The 17,501-nt window shown below is 45.8% G+C and carries 9 protein-coding genes; 2 read left to right on the top strand and 7 right to left on the bottom strand.

The genetic code is table 11. The features are described 5' to 3' along the window. Positions 1–8: 8 nt before the first annotated feature. On the bottom strand, positions 9–3,191 hold the full coding sequence (locus Q0502_RS01150; protein WP_298646176.1) for a TonB-dependent receptor: 3,183 nt from the start codon (positions 3,189–3,191) through the stop codon (positions 9–11). A 144-nt stretch (positions 3,192–3,335) separates the two neighbouring features. Beyond that, positions 3,336–5,003 carry a hypothetical protein gene (locus Q0502_RS01145; RefSeq protein WP_298646172.1) on the bottom strand — a complete coding sequence of 556 codons (1,668 nt, stop codon included), beginning with the start codon at positions 5,001–5,003 and terminating at the stop codon, positions 3,336–3,338. A gap of 932 nt (positions 5,004–5,935) precedes the next feature. Here Q0502_RS01145 and Q0502_RS01140 point away from each other — a divergent pair. Beyond that, on the top strand, positions 5,936–8,344 hold the full coding sequence (locus Q0502_RS01140) for a hypothetical protein (RefSeq protein WP_298646169.1): 2,409 nt from the start codon (positions 5,936–5,938) through the stop codon (positions 8,342–8,344). Between the two features lie 16 nt (positions 8,345–8,360). Here the strand turns inward: Q0502_RS01140 and Q0502_RS01135 are convergent, their stop codons facing one another. From Q0502_RS01135 to argS, 3 genes are all read right to left on the bottom strand, one after another. Next, a complete protein-coding gene (locus Q0502_RS01135; RefSeq protein ID WP_298646167.1) occupies positions 8,361–10,817 on the bottom strand; it encodes a glycoside hydrolase family 95 protein in 2,457 nt (818 codons plus the stop codon). Positions 10,818–10,926: 109 nt separating this feature from the next. Further along, positions 10,927–12,174 carry an acyloxyacyl hydrolase gene (locus tag Q0502_RS01130; RefSeq protein WP_298646165.1) on the bottom strand — a complete coding sequence of 416 codons (1,248 nt, stop codon included), beginning with the start codon at positions 12,172–12,174 and terminating at the stop codon, positions 10,927–10,929. 51 nt (positions 12,175–12,225) lie between these two features. Then, positions 12,226–14,019: an arginine--tRNA ligase gene (gene argS, locus Q0502_RS01125; RefSeq protein WP_298646161.1), complete on the bottom strand. Its 1,794-nt coding sequence runs from the start codon at positions 14,017–14,019 to the stop codon at positions 12,226–12,228. Between the two features lie 198 nt (positions 14,020–14,217). Between argS and Q0502_RS01120 the strand changes: the two genes are divergently transcribed. Continuing rightward, positions 14,218–15,054 carry a hypothetical protein gene (locus Q0502_RS01120; protein ID WP_298646159.1) on the top strand — a complete coding sequence of 279 codons (837 nt, stop codon included), beginning with the start codon at positions 14,218–14,220 and terminating at the stop codon, positions 15,052–15,054. On the opposite strand, the gene Q0502_RS01115 is transcribed toward Q0502_RS01120, so the two are convergent. Together Q0502_RS01115 and Q0502_RS01110 are read right to left on the bottom strand one after the other, a co-directional pair. After that, positions 15,051–15,821, bottom strand: coding sequence for a tRNA threonylcarbamoyladenosine dehydratase (locus Q0502_RS01115; RefSeq protein WP_298646157.1), 771 nt, complete (start codon positions 15,819–15,821; stop codon positions 15,051–15,053). The genes Q0502_RS01120 and Q0502_RS01115 overlap by 4 nt on opposite strands. Before the next feature lie 10 nt (positions 15,822–15,831). Further along, the coding region (locus tag Q0502_RS01110) for an ABC-F family ATP-binding cassette domain-containing protein (RefSeq protein WP_298646155.1) at positions 15,832–17,501 on the bottom strand (1,670 nt) is incomplete at its 5' end.

Below are 17,501 nucleotides of genomic sequence, written 5' to 3'. Positions count from 1 at the left end.
TTCTTCTATTAAAATTTCAATATCGCACCAATATTGATCACACGGTTCACCGGATAGTTGTAGAACAAGACACTGGTATTGGTGTTGGTACTGCCATCGGTGTTGGTATTAGCGCCTCCCCGCGTTCCCGGACGCTCCGGATCCATATATTTCATTCCCGAGAATGTCAACAGGTTGTATCCATTCACATAGAAACGAATATCATTCACATTCACTTTTGTTACCCAGGCCTTAGGCAGCGAGTAACCTATTTCGAGCGATTTCAAACGAATGTATGAAGTGTTTTTGATCCCGGTAGTTCCTGTATTGAACGGGCGACCCGTGGCAGGATAATAACCCTCTATCCATTGTGTATCCGGATGCCAGGGATCATCCCACGCATTTGGCGTGTGCCAACGGTCCGTGTACATACTCAATGCCGCACCCCCGTCGAACGGACCTACTTCCGTAAATACCTCGTCATATTGGCTGTAAACCCCTGCCGAACCTTGCCAGTTCATCGAGAAGTCGATGTTCTTCCAGGCAGCACCCCCATTGATCCCGTAGTTGAAAGTCGGCAGGTTGTAGGTAGCCACCGGGAACCTATCCTGATCATTGATCACACCGTCGCCATTCCAGTCGAGATAATAATAGTCGCCCGGAAGAGACCCCTGGTGGAAGTTGCCGCCGGTGGTGTTATGCTGGTTGCGGATCTGGTCTAAGCTCGTGAAGCGTCCTGCTTCTTGTATGGCGAACCAAATGTCGCGGTTACGTCCTGATACATCCTGACGATACCAGTTTTCCATTGAGTTTCCGGCAGGACTGTCAAGACGATAGATCCATCTGTTCTTGGTAGCCGAAATCTGCCCGTTTACCCAATAGGTGATACCTTGCCAACGGTTCCTGTGTCCCAGACTGATCTCCCACCCGAATGTACGGTCGCTCTCGAGGTTTTGCTGGGGCATATTGGCTCCTACCGAACCGGGGAGTTGTACTTCCGGTGTTCTCAACAAGCCTTTGCGGGTACGTCTGAACACTTCCATAGTGCCTGTCAATTTTTGGTTCCACAAGTTGAAGTCGATACCTGCGTTTTCCGTGGTAGCGGTGTACCACGTGAGGTTAGGGTTAGGAATAGCCGTTGGATTCACGGAAGTCATAAATACGCCGTTGTAATACCAACCTCTGTCGGCTGTCAGGTTATAACCCACGATCGTTGAAGGATAGTTCCCTGCCGAGCCGTCATCTCCCAATTTACCGATAGAGGCACGGAGCATCATATTGGTAAGGAACGGAATACGTTCTTTGATAAAGCCCTCTTCACTTAATCTCCAGCCTGCGGACAGCGATTGGAACAATCCCCAGCGTGTGGCTTTCGGGAAGCGGGATGAGCCGTCGTAACGGAATGAGTAGTCGATGATATATTTCGACTTATAGTCATAATTGGCTTTGCCCACGATAGCCTGACGGGCATTGTCGCCTACACCGCCCATTCCGCCGACCTGATCTTCTTCATCTCCGGCAAACAGGTAGTCGCTATCGAAAAACATATTACGACGGGCATAGAAACTGTCCCAGAAGTTGTATTGCTCTTCAAACAACACCATACCGCCCACATTGTGATCGCCGAATTTGTTGGCATAGTTGAGCGACAACTGCATTATAGTACTGTAGCCGAGTTCGGTTCTGCGTTCCAGGTTGCCCGGACTGTTGCGGGCAAACTGTTGAAGCGTTCCGTCGTCCTGGCGGTTATACAGGTAGTAAGTACGCTGACGGGAAGTATTGTTCTGTGCATTGTAGTCGTAGCTATAGAAAGCACGTGCGTTAAGTCCTTCAATGCCCGGAATGTCGTAGGTCAAAGCCAGTGCACCGTTGAAGTTCGTACGTTTTACCTGACGATATCCTGTAAAGTCGCTGTTGATAGCGGCAACGGGGTTTTCACTCTCCAACATTTCCGTATCGTATGCAGGAAGATCGTGATCGCCGTCCACCCATGCTTCCGAAGTCGGGCGATAAGTCCATGCCTTTTTATACACTGCCCAGATATCGGTAAACGGTTGATTTCTTTCGTCCATGTAACCGCTCAACATAACAGAAGCACTCAAACGGTCGGTAATGCGGGCATCGACATTGCCTCGGAAGTTCCAGCGGTCATAATTCAACGATTTGCTTTTGTAAGCACCCATTTGCTCCATATAACCTAGGTTGAAGAAGTAATCGATCTTGTCCGAGTTGCCATTCACCGAAAGATTGTGTTGCTGCTGAGGCGATACTTTGTCAAACAATTCATTCGTCCAGTTTGTACTTGGCCTCAGGCCTGTGCTGTATTCAAACATCTGGTCGTAAGTGTAACGAGGGGGGGCAAGATGAAAATAGTTGCGACCGAAATTGTTGTTCAACTCTTTTTCGTTCATCAACAACATGTGCGTTACAGCGTCGGCCGTTTCGGGCATATAGAGGAACGACTGGAAACCATAGTTGGTAGAGAACGTAATGTCAAACTTACCCGTAGTAGCAGAAGTACCGCGTTTGGTTGTAACAAGGATCACACCGTTTGCCGCACGTACACCATAGATAGCTGCCGAAGCATCTTTCAACACCGATACACTTTCAATTTCACTGGCGTCCATACGGGAGAAATATGCCTGGTCACGCGGAATACCGTCCACCACAATAAGTGGCGTACCCATACCGCGAATGTCGATCGCATTATCGAACTCTCCCGGCTGAGAGCTTCTTTGTGAGATACGCACGCCCGGAAGTTTACCCGAGAGCATATTTACCACGTTCTCGTTTTTCGTAACTACGATTTCCGAAGCCGTAACAGCGGCGACGGCACCCGTAAGCGTTTCTTTTCTGCGGGTCCCGTACCCTACTACTACCACCTCTTCCAAAGTTTGGGTGTCTTCCTGCAACACGATGTTGAGGGTGGTAGAAGAAGCCGCCACAACCATATCGTCATAGCCAATGTAAGATATCCTTAACATTTCATTGGGTGCGGCTTCTATTGAGAATTTTCCATCAATGTCCGTCGCCGTTCCGCGCATTGTGCCTTCTACCCTCACACTTGCTCCGATAATCGATTCGCCGAGGGCATCGACCACCGTCCCATTCACGGTTCGCTGCTGGGCAAGTATCGGGAATGTAGCCATGAGGCAAAAAAGCATGATCACCATCGACTTCAGTGAAGTGGATACATATCTTTTTTTTATCATATTATTCAATTAATATTTATTCAATGGTACAATTATTTTTTATAAGCTCCCTCTCATTTCCCCAAAGGAAGAGAATATCTCATCCTTTGGGAAGGCTTCTTTGTTGGGCTGTCGAGACAGCCCCCTTATCCGAATATTTTACTCTTACCTTGGAGTAGGATCGGTTACATCTGCCGGACTGACACGACGGTTGATCCAAAGGAAAACCAGTGCTCCGTTATGGCCAATAGATCTTTCTCCATAAGCATACTCATAACTTAAACCCACACCTACACGAAGTGCATTTCCACCGTAGCTGTCCGACATTTCGAGACCTGTATTGATTATACGGAATCCGAAAGTATTCCACATTTCATCGGTGGAGATACCGTCATAGCCTCCAATGATTTCGCCATTACCTTTCTGCTCATCGGGAATGTCGAGGTTGCGACGTTGCGAAGCGGCAATGGATGATTGACGGTTTCCCCAATACAGACCTCTTGAATGCTTGGCTAATTTTTCCCCGAGTTCGCCAAGTTGAAGCTCTTCCCCGTCGTTGTATATGAGATAATCACTCCCTACTGATACCTCGTAGTTCCCGAAAGCCTGGACGAAGTTTCCGCCATCGTGCATCGGTTTGAAATCGCCTTTGGTGAATTCTTTGTTAAAATTATAGAGACGCGCGCCTTTTTCCCATACAACGTCTTCCGGATATTCAATATGAGGGCTTCCGTTAAACGTACCGGCAAATGCTTCAACAGGAAGTGCCGCAATCGGGTCCACTATTTTCCAATAAATTTTGTGTTTGATCACATTGTCCACGATCACATTGATGAGGATACCGCTGTTTTGTTCGCCGTTGGGCGCGTTGCCGTTCGTGCCCGGACGCGCTTTCAATTCCCATGTTCCGTCAGCCGAGAGGGCATTGCGGAATACATCGTAGTGGTTCGTAACATTGTCGTTCTGAAGTGCTCTTGCACCTAATTCGAATTTAACCGTACCCTGGGGAAGTTCAGCGAAAAGGTCTTTGAAGTTGAATGTACCCAGGACATCGACCGTGGGCTCCGGTAAAGTGGCTGTAGAGAAACCATTCTCCAACTCGGTATAGTCGGTAACCGCACCGATAAGTTTCGCTTCAACGATCTCTTCCGGTGTACCTGTGAAATCGCCCGAAACTACCAGGTTGAAATAGTTGGACACGTAAACAGTACCACCCAGGCTCATTTGAAGCACGACGGCGTAAGTTTTGCCGGCTGTCTCGGCGTCTAATGCGCGGACAGGTACATCGATGTAGTCGCCATCAAGCGTTACGTCGCCATCAACGTTGAATAGATCCCTTGCCGAACGCGTCTGAAGCTCATGCGCTGCGCCGATAGCAAAAACTGCATTTTCAAGTGTGGCCTCCGTGAGCGCAGGTTTAACGAGGAATCTAACGGTTGCCCTACCATTGGAACCGGTATGAACCTCGCCATCGGTAAATTCGGGAGCGTAAACCAATGAGCGGAATCCCGGGCCAAGGGGCAATTCGTATTCCTTGTCATCCACAGTGATAACGATGCTGTTCTCTTTTTCCACAACCTCCAGAGAAGCACCTCCTCCACCGGCAGACGGGTTGATCGTGATCGTTTGCCCACTGCTGAGCACCAAAGTCCAAATACCGTTGTTTTGCGTGGCACTTGTAATGGTTGAACCTGCCGGAAGGTTTTCCAATTGTTCTTTTACTTCCCGAATCATACCCTCAACAACAGTCAATCTTGAGTCCAGGTCGTCATTATCGTCGCTACATGAAACGAAAGTTCCCGTTGAAAGAACCAGAGCTCCAATGAGGAGCATACAGAAAAATTGTTTGTTCATAACATTTAATTAATAAGTGGGTAAAATAAGAACTAAGAGTAATGTCACCGATAGAATAATTTTTACTGAATTAGATTAAATTTTCATATCGGCATCGATTTAAATTTTTGTTTATGTATTATTTGATTTCATTTCATTTCATTTTTTCAACTAACTTTGCCTACTGAATCCGTACCCGACAACACCGGATTTTGGCCTGTTGTTTGAAAAGAAGTTTCACAAAGATGTCCGGCAGTCATTAAAAAACACATTAAAATTGTATTAATTAACCAAAGATGATCTGATTATTTTAGATTTTAACATTTTCCGTAGTCAAGAAAGGAAAAATTGAGATGTTTCGAAAGCATTCTTTAAAGGTTAGTTGAACTTTTTGTGTGGGAGGTAGTTGAATTTCACTTCTGCTAAGTGATTTATCGGTTTTTTGAAGAGGGTAACTCCCTGGTTTTGCGATAGCAGTAAGATGTGTGAGTGTAATTCGTGGCAAAATCGGAAATAGGATGGAAGGTAGTTGTATTATACATGCTGCCAGATAGGTATGTACCGCACGACAACGCGGAATATATGTAAAAAATACAATATATAAAAGCGCAATAATATAAATATTATTTTGTTAATGATCAATAATATATAGCACTCCGAAAATAGCGCCTGAAAGAAAGTTCGAAAATTTATTTATAATAAGAGATTCTCTTCTTACATTTGAATCGAAAAGTTACATGCAGTTCTTATGGACTGGCTAACCGGTTTTTTATTCGATCTTAAGATTATCTGTGATGAGAAATATATTGCTTATTACTCTGATATTATTAAGCTGCATTTACATCAACGCGAATATTTCCGAGTATGGACTTCATATTCGGTCTTATCCGTTGCCCGTTCCCCGTTTTACGAGTATGATTTTAGAGAATGGTATGCCCATAAAAACAGAGGGAAAGCAATTGGATTTGAACTTCGACTTGTGGGTCAGGGGAGATAATGTTTTCGGTACGGTGTTTCGTGTGATTACGAATGACAATGAAAACATAGATTTAATGTATAGTGTAAGTGAAAACGACATTCGTTTACCTTTCTTATTGGTAGGAGAAGAAGTTTTCCCTATTCAAAAACAAGCGAGGGTGGAAACCTGGCTGAATGTAACGCTATCGCTCAATTCCAAAAGCGGACAAATTGTATTGCAATACGACGGCGAAGAAATAGAAATGACGCACGAAAAACTGAAAGGTACGAAAAGTGTGCGGATTGCTTTCGGACGTTGTCCATTTGAGGGATTTGTCCTGGATGACATTGCCTCTGTGAATATAAAAAATGTCAGTCTGAAAAGGGACAAGGAGGGAATACGCCTTTGGAGAATGGAGCAACACGCCGGCGATATTTGCTACGACGAAATTGCGGGTGTACCTGCCGTGGGTAAAAACACGCAATGGATAATGGATGATTATATTACCTGGCGAAAAATTTATGAACAAGCGCTGGACACAGCACCCGCTATTGCTTTTGATTCCATAGGAGACAAATTTTTCATCACGACAAATACGGAAATTTATACCTTTTCCCCTTCCTCAAAAAATAAAGGGAATGGAATAGAGGTGGATACATCAATGATAAGAGGGGGGGAATACGCGGCAAACGCGCCCAATCAACTGATTTACATTTCTTCGGAACAACAATTAGTGTCTTATAACCTGACCGAGGATATTTATTCCGTTTTCGATTTAACCCAGAGCATGTGGAAAAGCCAAAAAGCACCTACGGCAGACCATGATTATTGGAATAGCACCGTTGTTTTCAACCCGGCCGATTCGGCACTGATCAGCTTTGGAGGATATGGACATTATCTTTATAATAACGAGTTACTTTTCTGCTATCCTTTGCATGAGAACAAGCAGCCACAGCGCGTGCAGTTGTCGGCTATTGATCCTCGCTACTCGCCCGCCTCTGTGCTCGTGGACAAAAACCTGTATATTTTCGGCGGTCGCGGATCTCCTACGGGACGGCAGGAGTTGTCCCCCCGCAACTATTACGACCTGTATTCGGTAAATTTGACCGACAAAACAGTAAAACACCTGTGGTCATTGGGGGGAAGTCCCGAAAACGGGGAATTCATACCGAGTGAAAATATGATTTACGATAGCAAAAATCAATGTTTTTACGTTTTCACTTCGCAATCGGGTGGAGTGTTGATGAAGATAGATACGATGCATACGGCATTAGAGCCGATGTCTTTGCCGATTGGAATTAGCTTCAACACTCATTACATCTATACAAATTTGTTTTTCGCACCCGGACAGCAAAAACTGTATGCATCCATTCTACTTTCACAAGTGAGTGGAGAGTCGACTTTGGAAATATACGAAATAGATTATCCGCCCGTTTCGGTTAAATCTGTGCAACAGAGCCCTACAGGAATAGAGCAAAAGCGGTTCCGGAAAAAACGGAACTGCCTGCTCGGACTTTTTTTTCTCGGCATAACAGTTTTAGCCTCTGTATATTATTATCGAAAAAAGAAAAGAACCGGGCAAAAAGAAGAAGTCAAAGTTCCACGCGAAGTGGTGGCCGCTATCCTCACCCCCGCTTTTGAGGAAGAGCCAACCCGGCAATATTACAATTTTACCCAGGGATGTATCTGTTTTTTTGGCAGGTTCAGGGCATTCGATAAAAAAGGAAATGATATAACCTCTTTGTTTTCACCGACGCTTCAATCTTTGTTGATTGCACTCGTTTGCTATTCCGCCAAAGATTCAAAGGGGATCAGCGGCCACAAATTGATTCAGTTGCTGTGGTATGACAAATCCGAAGAAGCTGCCAAAAACAACCGGAACGTTTATATGAGTAAGCTGAGAACAATACTCGAGGAGATCGGGGATTTAAAAATTATCAATCAAAACAGCTATTGGAGAATCCAGATAGAGGATGACACCTTGTGTGATTATTTGGAAATAATGAAGCTTTTTGAAGAAAAAGGTAATCAGGATTTAGAAAAAATGTTGGAGTTGCTCACAAGAGGAGGAATGCTACCCAATATGGAAGCTGATTGGATAGATACCTTCAAAAACGATTTCGCCAACACGGCCATTGATTTTTTGTGTAGAATTTTGAAAAAATTCGATTTGACTGACTCTCTGAAATTAAAAATAGCGGATACTTTGTTCCAACACGATTTCCTTAGCGAGGAAGCATTACAGATAAAATGTTCCATTCTTTACCAACAGAGTAAAATAGGGCTTGCAAAAACCGTATATGATAATTTTTGTAATATATATAAGTCTTCGTTAGGGACAGATTATCAGTATTCCTTTATGCAGGTTGTGGAATCAGTATGATTTCTGTTTGATATGATTAAAACTTTGTTTTATTGCTCAAATCATAGGTCTTTCCAGCGATAGTTGGAAAAGAGAGTGTTTTCCCGTTGCATTTCACTACGCAGTCATTTCCCGACTCAGAGGTGATTTTCAATGATGTAATTTTGCCATCATTCCATTCCGCAGCTATTTCAAAATTTCCACGTGCTTTTATGCCCTTGAAACTGCCGGTTGCCCAGGCATCGGGAAGCGACGGCAATATTTCGATGTAACCTCCATGGCTTTGTACAAGCATCTCGGTCATTCCCGAAGTAGCACCAAAGTTCCCGTCGATCTGGAAAGGCGGGTGTGTATCGAACAGGTTGGTCAATGTTGACTCTTTCAATATCTCCTGTACCAATTTATGAGAACGGTTACCGTCATGGAGCCGTGCCCAAAAATTGATCTTCCACGCTTTACTCCAGCCTGTTCCGCCATCACCACGCGTATTCAACGTGGTTTGCATCGCCTGTGCATATAAGGCTTCCTGTATACTTCTACCCAAAACAATCCTGCTTCCGGGATGTAACCAATGCAAATGGTTGACGTGGCGATGCCCGTTGTCACCGGTAATATCCATCGACAATTCATCTTTCCACTCCATGAATTGTCCGGCAAGACCGATCTGAGGCCCTGCTAACCGGCTTTTCGCCGTTTTTATCTCTTGAATTTCCGGGGTGTTCTTCCCTAACACATCGCCTGCCTTAATAACCATATCGAACAATTCCCATATAATGGCCTGGTCGGCCGATGCTCCGAGTGAATAGGGACCATGCTCAGGCGAATAAGACGGATTTGCCACGAGTGTTCCGTCGCGGGAATCACGCCATAAATTATCTACCCAAAACAGGGCGGCATCTTCCATAATCCGGTAATATTTTTCCAGGAACTCTCGGTCTTGATTGAACTGATAATACTCCCAGATATCCTGACACATCCAGGCGGCGGCAGCTGGAAAATAAAATCCCTGGTACCAGTTTCCGGGACCGGTATTTCCCCAGATATTGTTTTCGTGATGTATGACCCAGCCTCTCACCGGACTCCCGTCTTGTTTGCAATAATAATGTTGAGCGGTAAACGTTCCGCGCGGAACAAGGCTTTCCGTATATTTAATTACCGGTATATGGCAGTCGGACAGGTTGGTTTGTTGCGCCAGCCAGTAATTCATTTGCAAATTGATATTGGTATGATAATCGGCGTCCCACGGCGGGGTTAATCCCTCTGCCCAGATCCCCTGGAGATTTGCCGGCAATGAGCCTTTTCGGGAAGAAGAAATCAATAAATATCGTCCGAATTGATAATACAACTGTTCGAGGTATAAATTTTCCGCAGCCGTATTGGCATTGTTTTTATATCCTTCCAATAGTTCGTCAGTGGGCTTATTGTCCGTATTGTCAGCATTCCTGAACGAAACGCTCATCCTGTCGTACAGGGATCTGTAATCCTGTACGTGTGTTTCCAGCAACCGGGCATAAGTTTTTTGAGCGGCTTTTCTTATGGTGTTTTCAACGGTTATGCGTGGGTTAACGTTTGAAAAATAATTAAAATCAGTATCCATTGACTGCTGATAATTTGTTGCAGCCGAAGAGATCAATACTATTTCATCGGCATTTTCAACCGTTATTTTGCTGCCGTCATTGCTCATCGTTCCGCCTGTGGGGATAATCATCATTTGCTGGGCAAATTTCAATCCATTGTCGCCGTGATCGGCCGGCTTACCTTCCAATGTAATTACATTATTCGCCGCACTCACATTGATGCTTTCCTGCGGCGATGTAAAATAAAATGTGCGTGAAATGGAACCTGTTTTATCAGCTGTGAGGTGAATAATTATTACATTATCGGGGTGGCTGATGAAATATTCACGCGTGTAGGTTACTCCGTTTTGATGATAAGCAGTTTTAGCAATCGCATTGTCGATATCTAATTCGCGTGAGTAATGGGTATATTCAGGGGCCGTCGCCGAATTATAGGCGATATTGATATTGCTCAACTGTTGATAAGAGCCAAAATCTTCTTTGGTTCCCATCAGATTCCGAATATTGGTTTTTAATTCAGCGTCCTCGGGAGTGTAATCACTCACAGTTACTATTCTGTTTTCATCTATTTTGGCAGCGTGTTTTGCAGTAAAATCCGTCATTTTTTCCTGCAAAGCATTTCTTATGCTTTGCAAAGTTTGATGATTTTCGGCAGGGGTTCTCAGATGTCCGCCGTCGTAGTTGGGATTTTTTCCCGGTCCACCCGACCATAATGTTTTCTCATTCACAAGAATGACATCGATGGCGACACCGCCAAAAACCATTCCGCCTATGTGTCCGTTACCCAAAGGCAAGGCCTCATTCTCCCAATTCGTTGCAGGGGAAGTGTAGTGCGTTTTTAATGCGGGATTCTGGCCCCAGGCTAACGCGATGCTGCCTGCCAGGGAAAAAACGACTATTAATTTTTTTATCTTCATATCTTTTATTTGAAATCAAAAGTCAAGACTTTTGTAAACTGAAAACTAAAAGTTAAAAGTAAAAAATCATCAGTAAATCAACACATCAATCAATCTCACCTTCCTTAATTCAATGCCGGTGATGTTGGTTGTTCAGCCGGAGGCCGAGGCCTAACATCAGGTAGTTCGGCGTGTCGAAATTCTGCAGGTTATATCCGATATGGATGAACGAATGGCGGGTAACTTTTATTTTCAGGGCCAGTATCTGGTAAAGCCCTTTCAGGTCGCCACCGCCATGCAGCAGGTTAACTCCGATCCCCATTCCTACGTCGAAATAGGGCATCACATATTCTGCCCGTGCGGAAAGCCCTAAAGCTAATTGTTTGTTCACAGCAGGTTTATAAAATGTATATCCGGGGTTGTATCCTCCCGGATCAATGATATAATCCTCGGTATATATATTGGCGCTGCTGTCGTACACTCCATCCAGCGATGCCCCTACCCGAAGTTTATACCCCAGATTATACATGGGGTTGATATTGAATCCCAATACGGTATACTTATCGGGTGACGCTATTGGCTCATTATTGAAGACGACCCCTTTGCGGCGCCAGGATCCGAATAATACCACGTCGTAACTGACATGGCGGGGAAAATCCCGTATAAGGGAGGAGTAACCTGGTAAACCCTGCGAGAGATAGTTTACTTGCCGGTTGATATTATAGGTGATTCCCGCTTTTATATCCGCCGCATTGAGGCCTGCATTGGGAAATTTGGTGTTCCCGTTGGAGAAATGGGTGAGGGTGATCCCGTAGATCAGGTCGAAATGCCGGGATAGGTATTGCCTTACATAAAAATTCACATTCATATAGGCATTGATCTTCGATCCTACCATGCCGTTATAGGGATTTTTTTCATAATCGTAAGGGTTCCATCCGGTCGACAGCCCGAAATTCCATTCGTAATCGAACGATAAACGGGGGGAAATGTCGGCAAGAGTGGCTCCCTGGAACAGGTAGACCGCTTTCGGATTTCCAATCTCCCGGGAATTTTCAAAGTTGTAATAGGCAAAACCGATCCCCTGGTAAGCGCCCCGGTAGATCTGCCCGGTACGGCTGTCCGGATGGAATTGGAAGGCGTATTTCAGGTGAGAGGAAAGGGCATATCTGATCGGCCGGGATTGCCCGTTCTCTCCCCTTAGGAATTTATTGGTGGGAATGATGTACCCGGGACGGGTTCCTATCTCCAACCGGTGAATAAGGGCTGGCTGGTCACGGGAAACCGAGTCGGGGTAGAACTGTGACCATACGCTGCCTGTATTCCAGAAAAACAGGATGGTAAGAAGAAAGATGCTTCTATGGATCTTTGTTTTGCTCATGGCGTTTCCTATAGGGTAAATCCCGGGCTGAATAAGCTCTTCAATCAAGTGCTACATCCTCTCAGGTACTTCTATGCCAAACAGTTTCATTCCTTTTTTGATGGCCAGGGCTATATTTTTAGACAGGATCAACCGGAAATCGCGTAACGAGGCGTTCTCTTCACGAAGAATGGAGAAGTCGTGGTAAAACTGATTGAACTCTTTTGCCAGTTCATAGACATAGTTACCGATAAGGGAAACATTGTATTCGGCACCTGCTTGCTTTACGACCGCATCGAATTCTGCGAGCAACTGTACCAAGCCTTCCTCTTTTTCCGAAAGGGAAAGAGTGTTTTCCAGCCTTTCAGGAACGGCGATGCCTTGTTCGCCTGCCTTGCGCAGTACGGACTGTATACGTGCGTGCGTGTATTGGATAAACGGTCCCGTATTTCCGTTGAAATCGATGGATTCCTTCGGGTTGAAGGTCATATTCTTCTTCGGATCTACCTTCAGGATAAAGTATTTGAGGGCTCCCATGCCGACCATCTCCGCGATTTTATCCGCTTCTTCGGCAGGCACAACCTCCAGCTTACCCAGCTCTTCCGATGTTTCACGGGCAGTTTCGACCATCTCCTTCATCAGGTCGTCGGCATCCACCACTGTTCCTTCGCGTGATTTCATTTTCCCTTCGGGCAGTTCCACCATGCCGTAAGAGAAGTGTACCAGTCCTTTTCCAAAATCAAAGCCAAGCATATCGAGCAGGATAGAAAGTACCTGGAAGTGGTAGTTCTGTTCATTTCCTACTACATAGATCATGGTATCGATAGGATAGTCGTCGAAGCGCAGCTTGGCAGTGCCGATATCCTGTGTCATATAGACCGATGTGCCGTCGGCACGCAGCAGCAATTTGTGATCCAGCCCGTAAGGGGTAAGGTCGGCCCATACCGAACCATCTTCTTTACGGTAGAAAAGCCCTTCATTCAGGCCCCGCAGCACCTCTTCTTTTCCGGCAAGGTAGGTTTCAGACTCGTAGTATATCTTATCGAACGACACTCCCATACGGCGGTAAGTCTCGTCAAAGCCGGCATATACCCAGTCGTTCATCCGCTTCCACAGGTTGACGGTCTCTTCGTCGCCGGCTTCCCATTTACGTAACATTTCGCGGGCTTCCGCCATCAGTTGCGACTGCTCCTCCGCTTCTTCTTTCGACACGCCTTTATCCTGTAATGAGGCCAGTTCTTCTTTATATTTTTTGTCGAACAGCACATAGTAGTCGCCGATCAGGTGATCCCCTTTCTTGCCGGAGGATTCGGGCGTCTCGCCGTCGCCCCATTTCTGCCATGCCAGCATCGATTTGCAGATATGGATGCCCCGGTCGTTCACAATATTGGTCTTTACCACCCGCTTACCGTTGGCTTCCAATACTTCACATAACGAATGTCCCAGGAGGTTGTTTCGCACATGCCCCAGGTGCAATGGTTTATTGGTGTTGGGGGAAGAGTACTCTATCATATAGAGTGGTGCATCATCCGCTACAGGTGTGAAACCGTAATCAGGTTCTCTGTCGATCTGTTCCAGTAATCGGAGCCAGGCTTCTGCCGTAATTTCCAGATTCAGAAATCCTTTGATTACATTGAATCCGGAGACTATATCTGCTTTTTCCGTTAACCAGGAACCTATTTCCTGTGCCGTCTCTTCCGGTTCCTTCCGGGAGATTTTTAGCAAAGGGAAGGTGACGAGCGTGTAGTGCCCTTTAAACTCTTTCTTTGTTTTTTGAAGCGTGATTTGCGACGTTTCTACGTCTAAGTGATAAAGTTCTTTTATTGCGCGGATAATGACACCCTGAAGATTATTCTCGATATGCATATCTTGACATTGCTGTTTTAGAGACACAAAAGTAGTAAAAAATAATGGAAAACCGTTGCTTCTATCTGTCTGTAAACTCCATTGATAGATACTTCAATTTCTCATCCATATTTTTTAGGTTATTGATTAAAAAATATTTTCAATATTTCGGAAATAATAATTAATTTCGCCACTGAATTTATACACAATATCAATCGTATGAAATCTTATTTGCGTTGTAATCATTGCAATCATCTCAACGAGATCACCTCTGAATATATGGTGTTCTGTGCCGCATGCGGAAAAAGGATGAGTAATAATTTTACCGAATGGAAACAAAGGAATGCCGGAAAAACATTGGAAGACTATAAGCAGTCTGTAGGTGTAGTCGAAGAGCAAATTGTATCCGCATCATCTGCTAAAAAGAGAAAGAACATATTAAGGTCAAGACCACTCAAAGAAAAGATAGTGATAGTGGTTATTACTGCACTGTCTGCCTCCTTTGGCGGCTGGGCGGGTAGTTCCGCGGTAAAGGCTATCAAGAATAGCAAGAAGACCAATGTGGAGATATTAGAAAATCAATGGATCAGGAAGCCATACGGCAATTTCGGATTGACACTTGAAACACCATGGGAACTGCAGGCATCGGGTGAGGAACTGCCTTTGGATGGGGCGGTGACAGCGCTTATTGAAAAGATGGAGACGTTTGAAAATTCTTCTGAAGATTTCAGAGTGATGGTCAATACGATAAAATATAAACCCGAAATAGGACAACTGGATTTTCGGGGAGGTGCCGATGGTAGCATCAGCGGGATGAAGAATAATCCGGGTGTTACTAATTTTATATACAAAGAGGATCCCTTTTCAACCAACAATATACCCGGAGTGATCCAAAGAGGATCTTACACCCAAGACTCATTTGATATAGAGTTTATAAATATCCTTCTTATGTCGGAGCTTAATGCATGGCAAGTCTCCTTTTTTATGAAAAGAAAAGATGAGGTAGCGAAGCAGGTTGCGGATAGGATCATTCAATCCATTACCATCGAAAGTTAAAAGAATGGTGATTGGTTACCGGAATTCCCGTTTTTCATGATATCCTGAATTACCAGGCCCGAGAGGGTGAAGCCGAAGACGGCAGTTACCTGCACCATGGTGCCGTTGGTCTGTGCTTTACGGAAACTGCCCTTCTCATCGGCATCGGTCAGGGCTTCCTTTCCTTTGTTGGAGAGCCGCTCTTCACTATAGACACACAGGATCGGTTTTTGCGGTTTCATTCCTTTGCGCATGCGTTCACGCAATGCCGATGCCAGCTTGCAGCCGCGTACTTTCCAGAATTCGGCTACCCGGATCTGTTGCGGATCTATTTTGAGTGCTGCCCCCATGGAAGAGAAGACGGTCGCTCCGCTCTCCGAAGCTGTGGTGAGCAAATGGGTCTTGTGAGAGAGTGAGTCGATGGCATCGATAACGTAATCGTACTGTTCCAGCCGGAATGACGGGGCGGAGTCGGCGCTATAGATTTCCGGAATGGCGTTGATGGTCGCGAAGGGATTGATTTCCCGGAGCCGTTTCTTCAGTACCTCTACTTTCAACTCACCGATGGTCTGGGTAGTAGCGGGCAGTTGACGGTTGCTGTTGGCAATGGCCACTTTGTCTGAGTCGACGATCGTGAGGTGCATGATCCCGCTGCGGACCAGCCCTTCGGCACACCAACTGCCGACGCCGCCGACGCCGAAAAGGATCACTTTTTTACCCGCTAGCGACTGCATCGCTTCCCTGCCGATCAGCAGTTCGGTACGGGCAAATAGTTCGTTGTACTCCATTTCTAAATTATCAATCGCGTTCGCTTAGTTCGAGCCAACGCATCGTTTTTTCATCAATGAGGCCGATGAGTTCCGACAGCCGGTTCGACTTACTCATCAGTTCTTCTGTGGACAGATCCCCGGAGGAGAGTTCTTCGCCGATACGTTCCCTTTCCGCTTCCATTTGTTCGATCTCCTGTTCCAGCGTTTCGAACTCCTGTTTTTCTTTGAATGAGAGTTTTTTCTTCTCTTCAGGCCTTTTCCTGTGTGATGGCGCTTCCTGTTCGGATGCGGCGATTTTTGTTTGGCCGGCCTCTCTTTTCTCTTCTACCGCTTTCCATTCCCGGTATTGCGTATAGTTGCCCGGAAAATCCCGGATTTGCGCGTCGCCGTGGAACACCAGCAGGTGATCCACCACTTTATCCATGAAATAGCGGTCGTGCGACACTACGATGAGGCATCCCCGGAAACCGGCAAGATACTCTTCCAATATATTCAGCGTAATAATATCTAAGTCGTTGGTCGGTTCGTCCAGCACTAAAAAATTTGGATTTTTGATCAGAACGGTGCAGAGATAAAGACGCCGCTTTTCACCCCCGCTGAGCTTACATACATAGTTATGCTGTTTTTCCGGCGGAAAGAGGAAGTGTTGCAGGAACTGCGAGGCCGTAAGACGGTGGCCGCCGCCCAGATCGATCACCTCGGCTATGTCCCGTACCACATCGATCACCTTTGTCTGTTCGTTGAACTGCAACCCCTCCTGGCTGTAATAGCCGAAATTAACTGTCTCTCCGATATCGAAGCTGCCGCTGTCGGGATCTTCGACTCCCAGCAGCATCTTCACGAAAGTGGATTTTCCGGTACCGTTATTTCCCACGATACCCATCTTTTCATAGCGTGTGAAGATGTAGTTGAATTTTTCGGTGATCCTGATGTTGCCGAACCGCTTGCTTACTTCTTTCGCTTCGAAGATCTTTTTCCCGATATAACTACCCTTTGCAGAGAGGCGGATATTTTGCTCTTCCTGTTTTTGTTGCGCTTTCTCTTCGAGCGAGTAGAACGCATCGATACGTGATTTTGCCTTGGTACCTCTTGCCTGCGGTTGCCGGCGCATCCAGTCCAACTCTTTCCTCAGCAGGTTTTTGGCTTTTTCCGTTTCGGCATTTTGTGCCGTCACCCGTTCATCCCGTTTTTCCAGGTAATAGGAGTAGTTGCCTTTATAGGAAAAGAGCCGTTTTTCATCGATCTCCAGGATCTGGTTGCATATCCGGTCGAGGAAGTACCTGTCGTGCGTCACCATCAGCAGGCTGATATTGTTGCGGGTGAGATGTTCTTCCAGCCATTCCACCATCTCCAGGTCGAGGTGGTTGGTCGGCTCGTCCATGATCAGCAGTTCCGGCTCACTGATCAGCACATTGGCCAGCGCCACCCGTTTTACCTGTCCGCCGGAGAGTTCTCCTATTTTCTGATGAAAATCGGTGATCTTTAATTGCGTCAATATCTGCTTGATGCGCTGTTCGTAATCCCACGCATTATGCAGATCCATCCGGGCAAACAATTTGTCCAGTTCCTCCTGATTGCCAGAGGAGAGCATCTCTTCATAGCGGGCGATTAGGCGTACGGTCTCGCTATCGGTGCTGAAACAAGCCTCTAATACGGTTATTGTGGGGTCGAAAGCGGGTGACTGTTCCAGATAAGCCA

Origin of the sequence: uncultured Proteiniphilum sp. (assembly GCF_937873925.1) — a bacterium.
GTDB lineage: Bacteria > Bacteroidota > Bacteroidia > Bacteroidales > Dysgonomonadaceae > Proteiniphilum.
The sequence above is the reverse complement of the archived record's forward strand: the minus strand, read 5'-3'. Positions and strand labels throughout refer to the sequence as shown.

Excerpts from the sequence above, each read along its gene's own strand:
- Q0502_RS01150 (WP_298646176.1), bottom strand. The coding sequence starts at position 3,191 with ATGATAAAAAAAAGATATGTATCCACTTCACTGAAGTCGATGGTGATC.
- Q0502_RS01145 (WP_298646172.1), bottom strand. The coding sequence starts at position 5,003 with ATGCTCCTCATTGGAGCTCTGGTTCTTTCAACGGGAACTTTCGTTTCA.
- Q0502_RS01140 (WP_298646169.1), top strand. The coding sequence starts at position 5,936 with ATGCCCATAAAAACAGAGGGAAAGCAATTGGATTTGAACTTCGACTTG.
- Q0502_RS01135 (WP_298646167.1), bottom strand. The coding sequence starts at position 10,817 with ATGAAGATAAAAAAATTAATAGTCGTTTTTTCCCTGGCAGGCAGCATC.
- Q0502_RS01130 (WP_298646165.1), bottom strand. The coding sequence starts at position 12,174 with ATGAGCAAAACAAAGATCCATAGAAGCATCTTTCTTCTTACCATCCTG.
- argS (WP_298646161.1), bottom strand. The coding sequence starts at position 14,019 with ATGCATATCGAGAATAATCTTCAGGGTGTCATTATCCGCGCAATAAAA.
- Q0502_RS01120 (WP_298646159.1), top strand. The coding sequence starts at position 14,218 with ATGAAATCTTATTTGCGTTGTAATCATTGCAATCATCTCAACGAGATC.
- Q0502_RS01115 (WP_298646157.1), bottom strand. The coding sequence starts at position 15,821 with ATGGAGTACAACGAACTATTTGCCCGTACCGAACTGCTGATCGGCAGG.